The sequence below is a fragment of the Halobacillus sp. Marseille-P3879 genome (assembly GCF_900240285.1).
Lineage (GTDB): Bacteria > Bacillota > Bacilli > Bacillales > Halobacillaceae > Halobacillus_A.
Genome location: NZ_OESS01000002.1, coordinates 32,105 through 48,835, shown reverse-complemented (window position 1 = coordinate 48,835; position 16,731 = coordinate 32,105). Strand labels below are relative to the sequence as shown.

General features: G+C 39.6%; 13 protein-coding genes and 1 pseudogene. 2 read left to right on the top strand and 12 right to left on the bottom strand.

Going from position 1 to position 16,731, the window contains the following annotated elements:
• Nucleotides 1-134: 134 nt before the first annotated feature.
• Nucleotides 135-1,139: a TIGR00341 family protein gene (locus C1A12_RS07955; RefSeq protein ID WP_101843351.1), complete on the bottom strand. Its 1,005-nt coding sequence runs from the start codon at nt 1,137-1,139 to the stop codon at nt 135-137.
• 127 nt (nt 1,140-1,266) lie between these two features.
• Here C1A12_RS07955 and C1A12_RS07950 point away from each other — a divergent pair, with 127 nt between their 5' ends.
• Complete coding sequence (locus C1A12_RS07950) at nt 1,267-2,262, top strand: DUF3231 family protein (protein ID WP_159462167.1); 996 nt, start codon at nt 1,267-1,269, stop codon at nt 2,260-2,262.
• A 133-nt stretch (nt 2,263-2,395) separates the two neighbouring features.
• On the opposite strand, the pseudogene C1A12_RS21655 reads toward C1A12_RS07950, so the two are convergent.
• The 7 genes and pseudogenes from C1A12_RS21655 to C1A12_RS07910 form a co-directional block, all read right to left on the bottom strand.
• Nucleotides 2,396-2,693, bottom strand: a pseudogene (locus C1A12_RS21655) (hypothetical protein); the annotation flags it as partial.
• Between the two features lie 398 nt (nt 2,694-3,091).
• Nucleotides 3,092-4,168 (bottom strand): Ger(x)C family spore germination protein, encoded by a 1,077-nt coding sequence (locus C1A12_RS07940; RefSeq protein ID WP_101843349.1) that lies wholly within the window; start codon nt 4,166-4,168, stop codon nt 3,092-3,094.
• Nucleotides 4,158-5,273, bottom strand: coding sequence for a GerAB/ArcD/ProY family transporter (locus tag C1A12_RS07935; RefSeq protein WP_159462166.1), 1,116 nt, complete (start codon nt 5,271-5,273; stop codon nt 4,158-4,160). Before C1A12_RS07935 ends, C1A12_RS07940 begins: the two co-directional genes overlap by 11 nt.
• On the bottom strand, nt 5,266-6,774 hold the full coding sequence (locus C1A12_RS07930) for a spore germination protein (RefSeq protein ID WP_101843347.1): 1,509 nt from the start codon (nt 6,772-6,774) through the stop codon (nt 5,266-5,268). The genes C1A12_RS07935 and C1A12_RS07930 overlap by 8 nt, the downstream gene beginning before the upstream one ends.
• Nucleotides 6,775-7,114: 340 nt before the next feature.
• Entirely contained in the window at nt 7,115-7,939 is an 825-nt protein-coding gene (locus tag C1A12_RS07920) for an aldo/keto reductase (protein ID WP_373420463.1), read from the bottom strand.
• A gap of 96 nt (nt 7,940-8,035) precedes the next feature.
• On the bottom strand, nt 8,036-8,389 hold the full coding sequence (locus C1A12_RS07915) for a hypothetical protein (protein ID WP_101843344.1): 354 nt from the start codon (nt 8,387-8,389) through the stop codon (nt 8,036-8,038).
• 169 nt (nt 8,390-8,558) lie between these two features.
• Nucleotides 8,559-9,629 (bottom strand): undecaprenyldiphospho-muramoylpentapeptide beta-N-acetylglucosaminyltransferase, encoded by a 1,071-nt coding sequence (locus C1A12_RS07910; protein ID WP_101843343.1) that lies wholly within the window; start codon nt 9,627-9,629, stop codon nt 8,559-8,561.
• A gap of 94 nt (nt 9,630-9,723) precedes the next feature.
• Here C1A12_RS07910 and C1A12_RS07905 point away from each other — a divergent pair, with 94 nt between their 5' ends.
• The gene (locus C1A12_RS07905) at nt 9,724-11,103 is read left to right on the top strand and encodes an MATE family efflux transporter (RefSeq protein ID WP_101843342.1); all 1,380 of its coding nucleotides are present in this window, start codon (nt 9,724-9,726) and stop codon (nt 11,101-11,103) included.
• Between the two features lie 173 nt (nt 11,104-11,276).
• Here C1A12_RS07905 and C1A12_RS07900 read toward each other — a convergent pair whose 3' ends face one another.
• The 4 genes from C1A12_RS07900 to C1A12_RS07885 form a co-directional block, all read right to left on the bottom strand.
• Nucleotides 11,277-12,467, bottom strand: a complete 1,191-nt coding sequence (locus tag C1A12_RS07900; protein WP_101843341.1) for a NupC/NupG family nucleoside CNT transporter — start codon at nt 12,465-12,467, stop codon at nt 11,277-11,279.
• Between the two features lie 500 nt (nt 12,468-12,967).
• Complete coding sequence (locus C1A12_RS07895) at nt 12,968-14,086, bottom strand: Ger(x)C family spore germination protein (protein ID WP_101843340.1); 1,119 nt, start codon at nt 14,084-14,086, stop codon at nt 12,968-12,970.
• Nucleotides 14,083-15,186, bottom strand: coding sequence for a GerAB/ArcD/ProY family transporter (locus C1A12_RS07890; protein WP_159462165.1), 1,104 nt, complete (start codon nt 15,184-15,186; stop codon nt 14,083-14,085). Before C1A12_RS07890 ends, C1A12_RS07895 begins: the two co-directional genes overlap by 4 nt.
• Nucleotides 15,164-16,693, bottom strand: a complete 1,530-nt coding sequence (locus C1A12_RS07885; RefSeq protein ID WP_101843338.1) for a spore germination protein — start codon at nt 16,691-16,693, stop codon at nt 15,164-15,166. Before C1A12_RS07885 ends, C1A12_RS07890 begins: the two co-directional genes overlap by 23 nt.
• Between the last annotated feature and the right edge of the window lie 38 nt (nt 16,694-16,731).

The window sequence follows — 16,731 nt, the reverse complement described above, 5'->3', positions numbered from 1 at the left end:
GTTCTTTTTCATTGTCGTGACCTCCTTTGCTTAATAATTATTTATTATATAATTTTCCGAAAATTATTGCAATAAAATTTGAATTTTTTTCTAATTTCCATAACTTCATTAATTCCACAGCAGTCATCTCAGCCCTACAAGTTAAACCGGCCTTCACTTATAAAGATTAATAAGGCAAGCACCGCGACAATTATAAATATGAATAGTATAGAAAGCAGGCGTGATACATTTGCTTTCTGGACTTCTTTCCATTGAACAGGACGAATTCCGCTTATTGAAAATACAATAACCGCCGCTAACAAAATAGACATGATGTTAACCGTTACGAGTAGAAAGGAACCGTAAGCGAATTCCCATGCACCGCTTCCTATCGACATCCCTAACGCTACGGATGGCGGCAGCAGAGCAACAGCTACCATGACGCCGACTAAATTACCAGAAAGCCTGTTAAGAAAGGCCAGTGCTCCAGCTGCACCTGAAGCCACCCCGAGGATTATATCAATAAGAGTTACCTTTGTACGGCTGAGGTATTGAGTCGTCTGTAAGTCAAGGTCCATCAAAACGGCAAATAAAATAGAAATTCCTACGACCACTCCCACTCCTAAAAGCGAAGTAACTGCTGATTTCCCGAGCACTCTATAATCACCCAGAATAGAAGAAAAGGCAATCGCAATAACCGGTCCGATCATTGGTGCAATAACCATCGCTCCTATCACAACAGCTTCACTGTCTTTTAGAAACCCTGTGGTTGCTACGATAGCGGACAATAGAATAAGAAGAAAATAATTCCAAGTAATCTTACTGTTTTTGTCAATGGTTAGTAACAGCTCCTGACGACTCGCTCTTTGCAGTTTGGCTTTCTGTTTCTCGTCATTATCCTCAGCATCAAAAGTGTCTTTTGAGAAATAGGATCGAACTGGAAATAACACCGTTTCAAAACCATCAATTTGATGAGAAACCTCTTCTAATTCATTTAATATATCCTCCACATTTCCTTTACGTGCCACCACCCGAAACAGGGTTCTTCCATCCGCTTTTTTTTCTTCCCAATAAGTTTCATAAGAGAAATTATCAAGCTTCCGGGTAAACGATTCAACATTTGATGGAGGCACGTAGACTTCAATGAGCTGTAAGTTCATCTGTTCTCCCCCTTTCTATTCCTAGTAAATTTAGCATTTCCTTTTTAACCTCTATGATGTGCACTAGAAATAATATTTGAGGTTATGGAAAAGATAAATGCAACTATGTATTAAGGAGAGAAACACTTTGCCTCAGCGATTAACTGCAAATGAAATTGGAAACCTGTGGACACAAAATTTTCAGGCAGGAATGTCTATTCGAATTCTTTTATATTTCCTCGAGACTGTTGAAGATGAAGAGGTTAAAGCAAGAATCCAGCAAGCTTATAATATTTCTATTATGATTCATGAGCAAACTCACCTTCTCTTAGAAACTAATGATATTCCTCTCCCGATTGGATTCTCAGAAAGAGATGTTGATTTAAAAGCACCTAAACTATTTTCCGATCCCCTGATGCTCAACTTTATAGAAAATATGGGGAAAGCTGGAGTACTAGCTCACAGTCTCTCATTAGCATCCTGTAGCAGCCAGGAGATTCGATCTTTGTTTACAGCTGTGCTAAGAGGCACTACAGAGCTGTTTAATGCCACTGTAGAAACGGCTTTTTCTAAGGGGTGGTTTATAAGCCCTCCTCAAATTGAGATAGAAAAAGAGACGGAACTAGTACGAAGCAAGCGTTATTTAAGTCCAATTCAAAAACGAACATTAAATACGATAGAAATTACCCATTTATTCGAAAACGTTAAAAATAACGCATTAGGAGAATTACTATGTACCGGCTTTGCTCAAACGACCCAGTCTAAAAAAATTCAACAGTTTATGCTTAAAGGCAGAAATATCTCTAATAAACATATACGCCTGTTCACTAAAATATTTAACGAGGCAAATCTCCATCCACCTATGGGATCGGAGTCCTTTGTGACACAGTCCATCACTGCCCCGTTCTCTGATAAACTGATTCTTGCCCTTATTAGTGTACTGACAAGCACGGGACATGGAAACTATTCTACCGCTTCATCCGCAAGCCTTCGTTATGACCTGGTCCTTCTATACCAAAAGCTTTCCATAGAAATTGGATTATTTGCTAAAGACGGAATGGACTTAATGATTAAGCATAACTGGTTGGAGGAACCACCTCAACTCATTAACCGCAGTAAAATCTTTAACCTGCGGCAAGAATAAAAAATGGCCGTGATAATTGGAGGCCACTGAAGAACTGCACGATTTCAAGTGATTTGTAAAAATATAGGCGGGTTGAACGAAGAAATCGTTCAACCCGCCTATATCTTTTTATCTTAAGAGGGTACTTCCCCTCTTATTCCTCCATGAGCTTCATCATTCGCTTTAGATCAACGGTGAGTATCGCCATCGCTCCGTGTACACGCATGCCTCGGGAGACCCGAAGATGAGGCAATCTCATACGTATCTATGCTTCAACTCGCTATTCTTCGCCCGGCTGGCCATACATCCATCCCGGCGTCCTTATTGAACTCAAATTCATCTTCTTCCTTACGGGAACCATGAGATACAGACGGATTTAACTTTGAAACGAGGCTCCTGCCGTTTTCGGCGGCATAAGCTATATTTCCTTTTTCCGAATTCGCAGCGTCTCCACTTTCTTTTATCCATCAAAGAAAAGCACTCTTTTTCGTTTTACCTCTGTTAAGGCCACGATAAGCGTCTGTGGTGACGCCTGGTCGATTAAAACCGGCCACGTCCGGTGCGTCGCGGGAACAGCGCGAGCCGAAGATCCATTTGGTCAAGTGATCTTCTTGACCAAGTTAGCTGAGGCCGCGCCCGCGGCAAGCATCCACCGATAAGCGATTCGTGAAAAGCAACAACAAACTTTAAAAGCTCTTCTAGATTAGAAAGGACTTTTTCAGTGGCCTCTGATAATTAACGGAATGTCTTTGTGGTCGTTATCAGAATGAGAGGCAGCTGATTATTGGCAGTTGATGTTTGACCATTTTCCCAACATCTTAAAAAACCAGGCCATATTGCCTGGTTTTTATTAAAGAGAGATGCCGATACCGGTTATTTTCACATCAACATCTACGTTAACGGGCACATCAGGATATTGCTCCTCCCACTTTTCCTTATCAAAACCTTGACGTCTATTTTTTAACAGGTTTCCTAATCCCAGTGGATCGGTGTTATTTTCTTGAAATTGAGCGATCAGCTCTTCTGAATTTTCCTTAAAATATTCGGCAAAATCTTTTTCTAGTTTATTTGCTAATTCAGGGGTTTGTTCTTTGTCTAAAGAAGATTCTTGTATTTCATTTATGAACCCCGTAATAGTGAGGCTGATATTAAATTCAGGCACTTCACCTTTCGTATTAATCCGATATTTAACATTTGAATCTGAGATTTCAATTCCGGTTTTTTCTTCAGTTGGCAGGCTGGCTGTCCCTTTTTCTACTTTTTCTTTTAATAGCTTTAAGATGAGTACTTTGTCCTCCTCTACTGTAGAAACAAACGTTCCTTTATCAAATAAAGCTATGCCAGTGACTTTTATATGACTGTTTTGTTTTTTCAACAACGGTAAGTAACCATCAAGACCCTCGGCATAGTACGCGTATAAAAACCAATGAAGGTTCGACCGAGGGAAGTTTCGCCGTGAATTATTCTTTATTATGCTATTCACATATCTGGCTGTTGTTTCGTTTTGGTTGTATTTAGCTTCAATCATTTCTTGCACCTCTCCGTCCACAATCCCCAGGTGAATGTTTCTTCCTATACGCGGATCACGGCTCAAAACATCAAGGAACTCGTCTAAGCCATTTTCCGCCAGCTCCCTATCATACAGTGATACGGTCAATTTGCCGATAGAAATAGGCTTTGAGGATTCCTTTTCAATCTTATCAGTAAATTCCTTTATTGATTGAGCAGTGACCGTTAGATTTAATTCCTCCACCGTACGTTTTTCCTCTTCACCATAATGAGGAATACCTACTGTGCCTTTCACTTCCTTATCATCCACATAGTCATAACCAAGAATTTGAACAATGGCTCGATCTTCTACACTGTAAATTTCCTGACAGCCTGTCAGGAATAATAACATAAGTACCAGCAGTCCTTTACGTTTCATTTGTATCCCTCACTTTGTGGAAGATCTTACTTATGACAAATAACACTGGAATGTAAAGTAGTACGTAAAAGCCTACCTGACTTGTAAAATCATTTATTTTTTCAACGATTTGCCGGTCATCCAGTAGTAAGGTGGCAGTAAACAAAATGACACAGTATAGAATAACCATCTTTTTCTGACTGATTTTAAACAAACGTTTTGGAATCCGGGTCGCTCCCCATACTGCTAAACAGATGTTAGGTATAATGACATATACCCACAAGGAAATTCCAATATATTCGAAGCGTTCAATAAATGGAAACTCCACAATCTTCCATAAGGAGATGGTTCCCCACGTTACTTGTTTCAGTTGTTCTTCACTGTAGTAAATAAATGCTACAAGTGCGGTAGCTAAGTAGATAAGAACTGTGAAAAATACCCCAAAGTGAGCCCACTTAACGGATTGCTGTGGTTTTTTAATAAAAGGATAAAAAATCAGCAGCAGTTCGATTCCGAGAAAACTCAGCGTAGTCGCTTTTGCCGAGGCTAAAAGGTCAACAAAGCCATGTTCAATAGCAGGATATAAATAATTTACATTGCCTATCTGAATAGGGAACAACAACAATAGTAATAAAGGGAGTGTTAGTATGACACTGATCATACAAAACCCAGTAACAAGTCGAAATCCCCCCACTACTAAATAATAAATAATCCCTAAAAAAACGGCTGTAAACAATTTCATTTGAAGGCTGGGGAACATCCACACTTGAATGATTTCCACAAATGTCCTCAGCACTGTTAAAGCGAGCAGTAAAAAGTATAAGCTGATTACTACACTGAGGAATCCACCTATATATTTACCAAACAGCCCTCTATGAATCGATACAATATCACCTCCGCTGCTGTGAAGGAGACTATAGGTCATCCATAAAACGATGTGCATAAACGCCCCTGCAATTAAGATGGAAATCCAGGAGTCAAATCCAGCATGCTCAGCTATATAGCCTTCAAACCCCATAATCCCCACCCCTACTTGCATGGAGTGGATGACAAAAAATACAAACATAGGGGTAATCAGAAATTGTTCTGGTATATTCACACCTTTAACTCCAGAGATTTTATTCATCCACATCCCTCTTCTCAGAAGCTCGTTTTCTATTAAACCGAATTGGATCTACAGGACGTGTCTGCAACGGTCTTTCTGACTGTGTATTAAAAGGTAAACGAATAAACGCATCCCTCAAATCACGAAACCGCAGTGGATAAAGCGGAGCAAAAAAAGGGCGGCCGATCGATTTTAACTTTATTAAATGGCCAATATAAAAAACCATTATCATCGATACTCCGACCAACCCCCACATTTGGGCTCCAAGAAGAAAAGGAAAACGGATCAGTCGGATGGTATTACCAATTTGGTATACCGGTGTCGTAAACGAAGCCAGTGCGGCTAAAGCAACGATGATTAGTAGAACATTACTTGTCAGCCCGGCCTCCACAGCTGCGGTACCAATAACAATACCGCCTACAATACCAATGGTTTGACCAATTTTAGTAGGCAGTCTTGCTCCAGCTTCCCTGAGCAGCTCGATGGTTAATTCTAGTATGACGACTTCAAGGATCGGTGGAAAAGGAATGTCAGCTCTTGAGGAAACAATTGTAGACATAAGTTCTTCCGGAATCATTTCGTGATGATAGGTAAGAATGGCTACATATAAAGACGTACTAAGGACAGAGAAAAAGACGGCAAACAAGCGAACTAATCGAAAGACACTGGCTAAAGGCCACGGCAGAAAGTAATCATCAGACGAAGAAAAGAATTCAACGATGGTTGTCGGGCAAGTTAATACGTGTGGCGACCCATCGACTACAATTGCAATTTTGCCTTCTACGAGTACTTCCACTACACGATCAGGCCTCTCGCTGTCTAACAACTGTGGAAAAGGGGAAGTAGAGTTATCAGCAATCATCTGGGTAATAAAAGAACTGTCGATAATTTGATCGTATTCTATAGCATCTAAGCGCTGGAGAACCGTATTTACGTTATCGGGATCTGCAATCCCATCTATGTAAACAACACCTATTCTCGTTTTAGTAATCTTTCCTACGGAAACTTCTTTCATAGTAAATTGAGGCAGAGTTAACCGTTTTCGCATCAAGCTCATGTTCTTATCGAGGGATTCCACAAAAGCTTCCTTAGGGCCTACTACGCTGAATTCAACTTCTGGAATTGAAACCTGTCTTCCCTCGACTGTTACGGCTGGAATCAGCAGCACATTCTTATCGCTCTCCTTTAATTGGATGGCGATATAACCTTTCATTATTTTTTCCCTGACCCCAGTTGGATCCTCAGTAATCTCAAGATCCTCTACAGGTAACATATTTTTCATTTCTTCTAGCGTAAAGAAGACATTTTCGTTGAGAACAGGCAGGATTGAATGATTAATCAGTTTAGGCTCACTTAACGTACCAAGGTAAGAAACAACGTAACGATTGGAACCAGCCTGGTAAGATTTGAAATCATCAGACTTTTTTAGAGCTTCAAACAAAGTTTGCAGCGTTTCATCAGACTTCTCTTTTAGTTCATTTTGTTTTTTTTCCCGTGCTCGTTTCTTTTTCCGTTTCCACATATTAAGTCACCTTACCCCCTGGAAATCAAACATGCTGCACTTTGAATTTATTGTTCACATTCCCTGGTTTTTTATGCAATCTTGGTTAAGCTATGGGAAAGGAGGTAATGACTTGATCTACGCTTATATCACCCCGCTCGTTCTTTTGCTTTGTTTCTTTTTGGCTATATTATTTTTATTTGATTGGGTAGCGAAACTCATCATATTTTTATTATTACTTTTACTCACGGTACTCCCATATTTGGTAATTTATAAAGAGGAAGTAAGGGACACTGAGCCAACTGTACAAAAAGAAAACAAATAAAAACCGTCCTTACGTGTTTAAGGACGGTTTAAACATTCATTTCAGTTGAGCAGGATCTGATCCTACCCTGCCGTTACAATGCAAGGCATTGATTGCCTCCATCTCCTCCCTTGATAATTCAAAATCAAAAATCTCGGCATTTTCCTTCTGACGAGGTGGTTTTGTAGACTTAGGGATGGTCACAACACCATGCTGAACATCCCATCTTAAAATGATTTGAGCTGCTGATTTCCCGTATTTTTCACCAAGTTCATGCAGCAAGGGGTGATGTAAATATTGAGCGCGTGCTAATGGTGACCATGCTTCCAATTGAATATTATTCTTCTTGCAATAATCAAGCAGATCTTCCAAATAAAGTTGAGGGTGAAATTCTACCTGGTTTACCATTGGAGTGATCTCAGCATGTAAAAGTAAATCATCCAGGTGGTATTCAAGAAAATTACTAACTCCTATTGCACGAACGCGTCCATTCTGATATAGCGTTTCAAGTGCTCTCCATGTATCTATAAACTTGCCTGGTACAGGCCAGTGGATCAAGTATAAATCAACGTAATCCATCTGAAGACGCGCAAGACTGCGTTCAAATGCTTGCAGCGTCTCTTCATATCCTTGTTCGTCGTTCCACACTTTTGTTGTAATAAACAACTCTTCTCTTGGTATACGGCTATCCTTCACGGCCTGTCCTACCCCGGTTTCATTGCCGTAAAAGGAAGCTGTATCAATATGTCGATAGCCGAGATCTAAAGCTGATTGAACCGTTTGATACACTTCTTCTCCACTATCCACTTTATATACCCCCAGCCCCAGCAGAGGAATATGGGTGCCATTTGATAACTCGACTGTTGTAGATAGATTCAAGATTTATACCGCCTTTCATAATTTAAGTATGTGTACCTCTTCCCTGACTTACAGAACCATTAAACAAGGAAGAAGAACTTGGTTTTCTGTAAACACTCTTTATAAGGGAGGCTTTTTCTCTATGTATTTTGGCAGACGACTTTCAATAAATAAATAAGAAATGACCCTCAGGAGTACAGGGTATAATGCCAAAACTCCAATAAGATCACCTATAAAGTGAAGTGTATTGGTCGCAAACATCCATATAGATAAGGCCAGCATCAACGCTACAGTAATTAATCCTATTCTGCCATTTACAGGGGTCCACATTCCTGCCACCGTACTTGTCTCTTCTTCTAATAATTGAAAACAGCGGTAATGGTACGGACGAACGCGAAACCAGTTAGAAGCTGTTACAAGTTCATCACGATCTCGTATATCTTTATAACAATACCGGCATACCTTTGTATTCATTACACCTACTCCTAATTGTAATGTCTTTTCCCTAACAAACATCTGCTTTCTATTATAGCGTATTTATCCATAATATGAGCACGTAAAATTTCATTGTTATATTGCCTAAACTTTAACATAGGTCCGCAAAAAAGCAGCCGCATGCAAAAAATTTGCAGCAGCTGCTTTTTTATTTTTCAGCCTGTTGAATAATATCAATCACTTGCTGTTTTGTTTTCCGGTTTTCATATGCTCTCATGTTTTCTAATAAATGCGTTTTTTCTTCCCTTAACTGATTTACTTTCTGAAGCAGTGTTTCTGAGTTTAGCTCTTCTTCCTCGAGCTTTACTGCATAACCTTGTTTAACGAAGGAATCTGCATTTAGTATTTGATCGCCCCGGCTTGCCTGACGGGATAAAGGAATCAGGAGCATTGGTTTCCGTAAAGCCAGAAATTCAAAAATCGCATTGGATCCAGCTCTTGAAATGATATAGTCACATGCGGCAAATAAATCTTTTAATTCTTCATTCACATATTCAAATTGGGTGTAGCCCTCACGTTCTATGGATTCATCAATATGACCTTTCCCACATAGGTGGACAATCTGTAAATCTTTCAGCAAAGCATCCAGATTTCCCCTTATTGCATCATTAATTTTCTTTGATCCTGTACTTCCTCCCATAACTAAGATGACTGGTTTAGTACTAGAGAAGCCGCAAAAGCGTAAACCTTCATCCCGATCGCCTTCAAAAAGCTCTTCCCGGACCACCGCGCCTATATATGTTCCTTTGGCTTCTGGCAGATACTTCATAGTCTCTGGAAATGTCGCCAGTACCTTCTCCGCGAACGGAAAGGATAGTTTATTAGCGAGCCCAGGAGTATAATCAGATTCATGAATGATCGCCGGCACCTTTTTCAGCTTTGCAGCAGCGACAACTGGAACTGAAACGAATCCCCCCTTAGAGAAAACCACCTGCGGCTTCCTTTTTCGTATAATACGAAGGGATTGATATAGACCCTTCATGACTTTAAAAGGATCTTTAAAGTTTTCTTTAGACATATACCGCCTCAACTTCCCTGTAGAAATCCCGTAATAGGTGACTCCATCAAGGGGCTCGATCAAATTCCTTTCAATCCCTTCATAGGAACCAATATAATCTATTTCATAGCCCTGTTTTTGGAATTCAGGGATAAGGGCGAGGTTGACAATTACGTGCCCGGCCGTCCCGCCGCCGGTAAATAAAATACGTTTTTGACTCAAAATCTCCAACTTCCTTTCTTAACACTCTGATCTAAGACCCTTTTTTCTCACTCCATATCCTGCTACAGGAATTGTATCAAAAAGGAGCCTTTTTATGTACGAAACAAGAACATTACAAGAAAAAATTAAGCTGCTGCTCACCATCTTAATTCCGATTTTAATCACTCAAATCGGAATGTATTTAATGAATTTCTTCGATACGATTATGGCAGGGCAGGCGGGCCCCTATGAATTAGCAGGTGTGGCTATTGGTTCGAACATATGGCTGCCTGTTTTCACAGGCCTAAATGGCATAATGATGGCCATTTCCCCTATTGTTGCTCAATTAAAAGGGGCAAAGCAGGAAAAAGAAATTTCCTCCTCTGTAAAACAAGGGATTTACTTATCGATAGCTGCCGCCCTTTTTATCGGCTGCGTTGGATTTTGGGTGTTGGATCCAATTCTTTCTTTATTTACGATAGAAGCAGAAGTCCGTCATGTAGCTAAATATTACCTAATTACATTAGGTTTTGGAATCATTCCGTTATTTGTGTTTAACCTTTTACGCTCATTCATTGACGCCCTGGGTCAGACTAAAATCTCCATGGGGGTTATATTACTAACACTTCCAACAAATATAGTATTTAATTATATGCTTATATTCGGAAAGTGGGGAGCTCCAGCTCTGGGCGGTATTGGAGCCGGACTGGCTTCAGCCCTTACTTATTGGGTGGCATGCTTTATTATAGTGCTAATCATTCACAGGGTTCACCTTTTACGAATTTACGGGATCTTTGCTAATTGGTCTGCCCCTTCATTAAAAAGCTGGACTGAGCAGTTACGGATCGGCATTCCGATTGGGTTTGCTATTTTCTTTGAAACCAGTATATTCGCAGCTGTGACTTTTTTTATGACGGTGTACGATACATATACGATAGCAGCTCATCAGGCCGCAATTAATTTTGCATCTTTAGTGTATATGATGCCCCTTAGTATTTCTTTTGCCCTTACTATAGCTGTAGGTTATGAAGTGGGGGCGGGTCGATATAAAGCAGCTCGGACCTACTCCTATCTAGGTATATCTCTGGCGGTTGGTACGTCTGTAGTAGCCGGTCTTATCTTGTACCTGCTTGATGATGAGGTAGCACGATTATACAGTTCGAATGAAGAAGTCATCGAGTTGACGAAAGCATTCATTTTTTATGCCATCTTCTTTCAACTCTCAGATGGATTCGGAGCTCCTCTCCAGGGAATACTAAGAGGTTATAAAGACGTCAATATTACCCTCATGATGGCTTTTATTTCTTATTGGGTAATCGGGCTTCCAAGCGGCTATCTTATGGCTAATTTCACCCCACTAGGTCCTTTTGGTTACTGGATGAGTTTAATTATAGGGTTAACTGCCGGAGCGGTTGCCTTATTATTTAGAATGCTACATCTTCAGCAAAAAAAGCAGACACACAAAAAATGTTTGAATGAAAATTTTACTCCGTAAACTATACAAACATTTTTAATAGTGAAGAAAGTCAGTAATTTAAATAAACTAAAAAAGCATTTAAGGGTGTCAAGATACAAAACTGCAAAGTAATTCAAGAGTGTCCTTTAATCAGCTATAAAAAACGCCTGAAGAGATGAGTCTCTTCAAGCGTTTCTTAGTGTTTGGTTATTTTACAGAAATAGTCCGGCCATTGTCGCGGACAGCATAGAACCAAGCGTAGCACCGATCAACAGCTTCATACCAAATCCTGATACGCGTGCTCCTTTGTCTGCATCAATTCCCTGGACGGTACCCGCAATGATACCGATGGAGGAGAAGTTGGCAAAACTGGTCAAGAACACGGTAACTATTCCTACTGTTTTTTCTGAAACGGCATCCACCATTCCCTGGAATTCAAGCATGGCAACGAATTCGTTAGTCACAATCTTTGTACCCATAATGGAACCTGCATCGATAACTTCAGCGGTTGGAATTCCCATTAGAATACCGATAGGGGAAATAACATATCCTAAGGCCTCTTGAAGAGTCAACCCGCCGAAAAGACCGGCGAACATAGCATTTACCAGCTCAAGCGATGCAATAAACGCGATCAGCATAGCTGCAACAATCAGGGCAATTTTCCCACCATCTAATGCACCGTTCCCCATCGCTTCGAAAAAGCTCTTGGAATTAGATACATCATGAACATCAACATGGTCTTCTTCTTTTGGTACACGTACAGGTGCAATTAAGGAAGCCACAATCAGAGCACTAAACATGTTTAACGGCAAGGCAACCAATACATAATCAGCCGGGAGTATTCCAATATAAGCCCCTACAATTGATGCTGATACTGAACCCATTGCTGAAGCACTAACGATGTATAAACGGTTATCACTCAATTGCTTAAACTGAGATTTAATAGCAATAATCGCTTCGGACTGTCCAAAAAAGATACTGTTTACCGCGTTAAATGATTCAACTTTAGGCAGACGAGTAATATATGACAGAGCCTGTCCAAGATATTTAATTATAAACGGAAGAATCTTCAAGTAAGTAAGAACTGATAAGATCGTAGCAAAGAAAATAATGAGAAGCAGTACATTGAAGAAGAACACTGTGGCCCCATCTTCAAGAACAAAACCACCAAGAACGAAGCTTACACCCTCGGATCCAAATTCAATAAGTTTTTCAAATCCCCAGGAGATCCCTTCAATGATAATCCGCCCTATTTCAGTTTTAAACATGATAAATGTCGTAACAACCTGTGCCAGCAACATAACACCGATACCAAAATAGTTGATGTTTTTTCTATCATTAGACATTAAAAAAGCGATACCGAGAATAACACCAATCGCCAAGATACCTAATAAAATATCCACGCTTTATTTCCTCCTCAAAAAGTTTTAGAAGTCGTCTGCAAACAACCAAATGAAAATGCTTTCATTCCCTGTTTCTAATAGGATTTTAACAGGTTGTCAGACGTCTTGCAATACAATTTATTAAAATCACAGATTGATACAAATTGACTAATTCAGACCGATACTCCCAAAAACCTTGCTACATAAGCAAGTAAGCGCATTATAATAACGGTGAAATTTTTCCTAAATTAAAATAGACTTTAGATCGTGATGGCGATCTTAGACAGCGTATCGGAAGCTGATAATTCTTTACACACTAAAACGCACCCTTCGGTGGTCAGTCGAAGGGTGCTATACCTAAGGGGAGGTATATCGTTTGAAAAATGCAGCCCGCAGCTTGGGCGCCAGCTTTCTCATAGAAGGCAATAGAGCGAAAGATGAATCATTCACCAGTGCTTTAAAGCGCTTCTATAATTTAGACGACGAGACCATATAAAAGGTTTCAATTAATATAAAATTTTTTAGTTTACGATCCCGTGTTGTTGAATCTTAACGTTTACTTCCGGGTTAAACTGGATGTCTTGATACATCTTCTTTGGATCCAGGCTCTCCCATTCTTTAGGGTGATAAGCGTGAATCCGGCGGCCAATAGAGAAAACGTCACTATTAGCTTCCTGTGTAATTGATATAATTTCTTCTGCTTCTGCAGTTAATATTTCTGTTAATTTTTTGTTTAAATCCTTGATCATTTTATCAGAAACTAGATGATCGTGGGGATACTCCATTACGCGGACATCTAAATCAAGCGTTAAATCCACTTTTACCTCATTTTTACCAGGGTTAATTTTTAAATCATTTTTAAATTTCATTACTTCGACAGTAATGTAATCGAGAATCGGTTCTTCTTGACCCTCGTTTACTTTTTTAGTCAACTGAGCTGTTCTACCTTTTCTTCCTGTCATAAGCATTAATAATGGAGCTTGTTCAGCTGATATTTTCTCTCCTGTATAACGTTTACCATCCATCAACCCAAGCCCATTAAACTTAAGGGTATCTTCTTCGTCATCACGTGCAATAATGGGCAGAGTGAAATCTTCTCCCTCTTCAACTAATTCAGCACAGATCATCTGTAAATTCTCACCGGTTGTGCGTGAAGCAGCTTCCGCCCCTTCAAGTATTCCTTTTAAATATTCACTAATTCTTATTTCTCCAGTATTCTTAAACTCAATAACTTCTCTTGCAGTGCCTTCAGCTATGGCTAAATGGGTATTTAAATTACTATTTGGATTACGATAAAAATTATCCAGAAGCGGATAGATATCTTTATGTGCCAATTCTTCCCCAACCAAAAGCACTTCCATTTTTGACGGATTAAAGGAATGAGAAATCATGCGGTCAATTTGATTCCGTGCATCGAGAACTGTACGAGCATCACTCGATAAAATTTCAATCCTTTCCTCAATATTGCCTTCACCGCCTCCTCTTACTGTTGGGATCGAAACGGTTTCATTTAATGCCCCGTTTTCCCCTTCATCCAGTCCAATAGATAAAGCAAGCTTTACATTTTTAAATTGCCGCTGATCCCAGCAGCCGGTTAACACGAGCATAGAAATTATTAGGATAATCCATAATTTCTTCATACTGCGTTCTCCTTTTTTGGACTTTTCCTAAACAAGCTGATAAATAAAATAAGTAAAGGGAGCCCCATGGAAAAAATGTATCCACCTTTAACCACGAAATTACTAAACTTCTCCAGCTTTGCTATATCAAACCCAATAAACAACGATAGGAGGTAGAAAAGAGCACCCACAAGTAATATAATAAACGGATTGTTTTTCTTTTGAAGCACTCTTCTTGTCCCTAAACCGGCCATATACAAATATGTAGATAATGAAGTTGTCACAAAAATCATCCACATTGAGATAAAGAATAAATCAATCCTGGCTACGATAGGGAACTGGTAAGATTTAAGCATATAGAGCACCGGCTCTGACACTAAAGCAATCTCTTTTGTGCTGAAAAATGTAAAAGTGACAAATACGATCGACAGATAAAAAAACAATACCGTTAATTGAGCGTAAATAATGGTTTTTAGTTTATCTTTAGAATTACCATCCACTACTGAATAGACCACCAGAGCTAAAATAAATCCTAGAAACGAAATAATTCCTTTATCGATTCCTGCAAATATTCCTCCCCATCCATCAGCTGCTATTGGAAATAAATATATCAACTTGCTGTCCTTCCCGGAATAAAGAATTAATCCGACCATAAAAATTAGAAATCCGGAAAACATTGTGTAAAGCCTGCCCATGATTATTATATCTCCGCATACGATGTATATACAGATCGCAACCATCATCAGGGAAAGAATCCAATAAGGCGTATTAGGCAGAACCCATAAACTTATCATACGACTGTACAGAAGCAGAATTAAAATACCCACACACGCAAAGTATCCGATATATAGAACAGAAAAAGCTTTCCCTCCCCACCTCGACAGCACGTACTCCTGAATTTGGAAGTAATCCTTATCAGGATACTTCTTTGCAAGCAGCCATAAGAAAAACATTAAAACTGTAATCAGCATTCCAGCCATAAGTAAGGATATCCAGCCATCCTGCTTTGCAGCGGAATGTAAGTCAAATGGTAATGCAATAATACCTACACCGATTTGCGATTGGATGATCAGGAAAAAGTATTGGCGTCTGGATAACTTAAGATTTTTTTGACTGCTCATTCTTTTTCCACTCCCTTGACTCTCCCATCGCTTTGTAATCCATTGGATGCGCATCTTTAGGTCGCTTCTTCATCATAAAAATCGGAAATCGAACAAAGGTATCTTTTAAATCTGTTAAACGTAAAGGAGCAACCGGCGCAAAATAAGGGACACCGTAAGACTCTAGTTTTGTCAAATGCACGGTGATTAATAGAAAGCCGAAGATTAAGCCGACAAATCCCAAGGTCGCTGATAAACAAATTAATGGAAAAGTGAGAAGTCTGAGGGAGGTACTTAATTCGTTTGATGGGACGACGAATGAGGCTATGGCAGTTAAAGCAATGACAATAACCATAATATTAGAAATTAATCCTGCCCTAACTACTGCATCCCCAATAACAAGACCACCCACAATACCAATGGTCTGCCCTACTGGAGAAGGCAATCGTATCCCCGCTTCCCGAATTAATTCTATAATCACAACCATTACTAACGCCTCTACAACAGGTGGATAAGCAATTTCGTTAATCGAAGCTTTCACCGGGGTTATGAGATCATCAGGGATAACTTCAAAGTGAAAGCTGACGACTGCGATATAAAAAGCCGGCAGTCCAATCGCAATAATAAAACTAGCCAACCGGATAAGGCGGATGAACGTGCCCGTGTACCACCTGGTGTTATAATCGTCCGGCGCCTGATAAAACATAAAAAACGTTGCGGGTGCCACTAAGCATGTCGGGCTGCCCTCTGTAAATAAAGCTATCCTGCCTTCCATTAAATTAGCAACAACCCGGTCAGGACGCTCGGTATTTAACATTTGGGGAAAAGGTGACCATGGACTATCTTCAATAAATTCTTCCACATACCCCGGACTTTGTATCATTTCTGAATCAATTGTTTCGACTCGTTTCTGCATGTTTAACACTATTTCAGGATCGGCAAGTCCTTCCATATAGATGATAGCAACATTAGTATTTGTTTTCTTTCCAACCTTATATAACTTGACTTTTAAATCGCGGTGTTCAATTCGTTTTCTCAAGAGATTAATATTAATCATAATATTTTCTACAAATCCGTCATGAGACCCTCGAACAACTTTTTCATTCGCCGGTTCTTCAACACTTCGATTAAAAACTGATGTGACATTAAATAAGGAAATCTGCCGGCTGCCTTCTTCTAAATAAACGGCATGCCCTCTTAACAAGCTTTTAATAGCCTCTTCTAAATTGGTGGACTCCTTGGCATTTGGAATGGCATGAATGGAGTCCACCTTACCTATTTCTACCGGATTGAATATGCTCAACTGGACTTTTTCCTGATCTACTAAAGATTCGAAATAGAGAAGAGCTGCTTCCCCTTTTTTTAAGATCCGGACTTTTAAATCTTCAGTTCGCTTAAAAGCAGTTAATATATAATTGATATTATCTGATAGACTGCGAGTACTCGGTTCCTGTGGTTCGGCACTCTCATCTGCAATCCTTCTGTCTGTCCTTTGTTGTTTTTGAAGGAAATCTTTAAAAAATCCCATAGTCATCACCTGCTCTTAGCATTCCAACTCATAGTTAT

What these genes read in the sequence shown, in the direction of transcription:
- C1A12_RS07935 (WP_159462166.1), bottom strand. Translation starts at nt 5,273, where the DNA reads ATGAATAAAATCTCTGGAGTTAAAGGTGTGAATATACCAGAACAATTT.
- C1A12_RS07930 (WP_101843347.1), bottom strand. Translation starts at nt 6,774, where the DNA reads ATGTGGAAACGGAAAAAGAAACGAGCACGGGAAAAAAAACAAAATGAA.
- C1A12_RS07895 (WP_101843340.1), bottom strand. Translation starts at nt 14,086, where the DNA reads ATGAAGAAATTATGGATTATCCTAATAATTTCTATGCTCGTGTTAACC.
- C1A12_RS07890 (WP_159462165.1), bottom strand. Translation starts at nt 15,186, where the DNA reads ATGAGCAGTCAAAAAAATCTTAAGTTATCCAGACGCCAATACTTTTTC.
- C1A12_RS07955 (WP_101843351.1), bottom strand. Translation starts at nt 1,139, where the DNA reads ATGAACTTACAGCTCATTGAAGTCTACGTGCCTCCATCAAATGTTGAA.
- C1A12_RS07885 (WP_101843338.1), bottom strand. Translation starts at nt 16,693, where the DNA reads ATGGGATTTTTTAAAGATTTCCTTCAAAAACAACAAAGGACAGACAGA.
- C1A12_RS07915 (WP_101843344.1), bottom strand. Translation starts at nt 8,389, where the DNA reads ATGAATACAAAGGTATGCCGGTATTGTTATAAAGATATACGAGATCGT.
- C1A12_RS07905 (WP_101843342.1), top strand. Translation starts at nt 9,724, where the DNA reads ATGTACGAAACAAGAACATTACAAGAAAAAATTAAGCTGCTGCTCACC.
- C1A12_RS07940 (WP_101843349.1), bottom strand. Translation starts at nt 4,168, where the DNA reads ATGAAACGTAAAGGACTGCTGGTACTTATGTTATTATTCCTGACAGGC.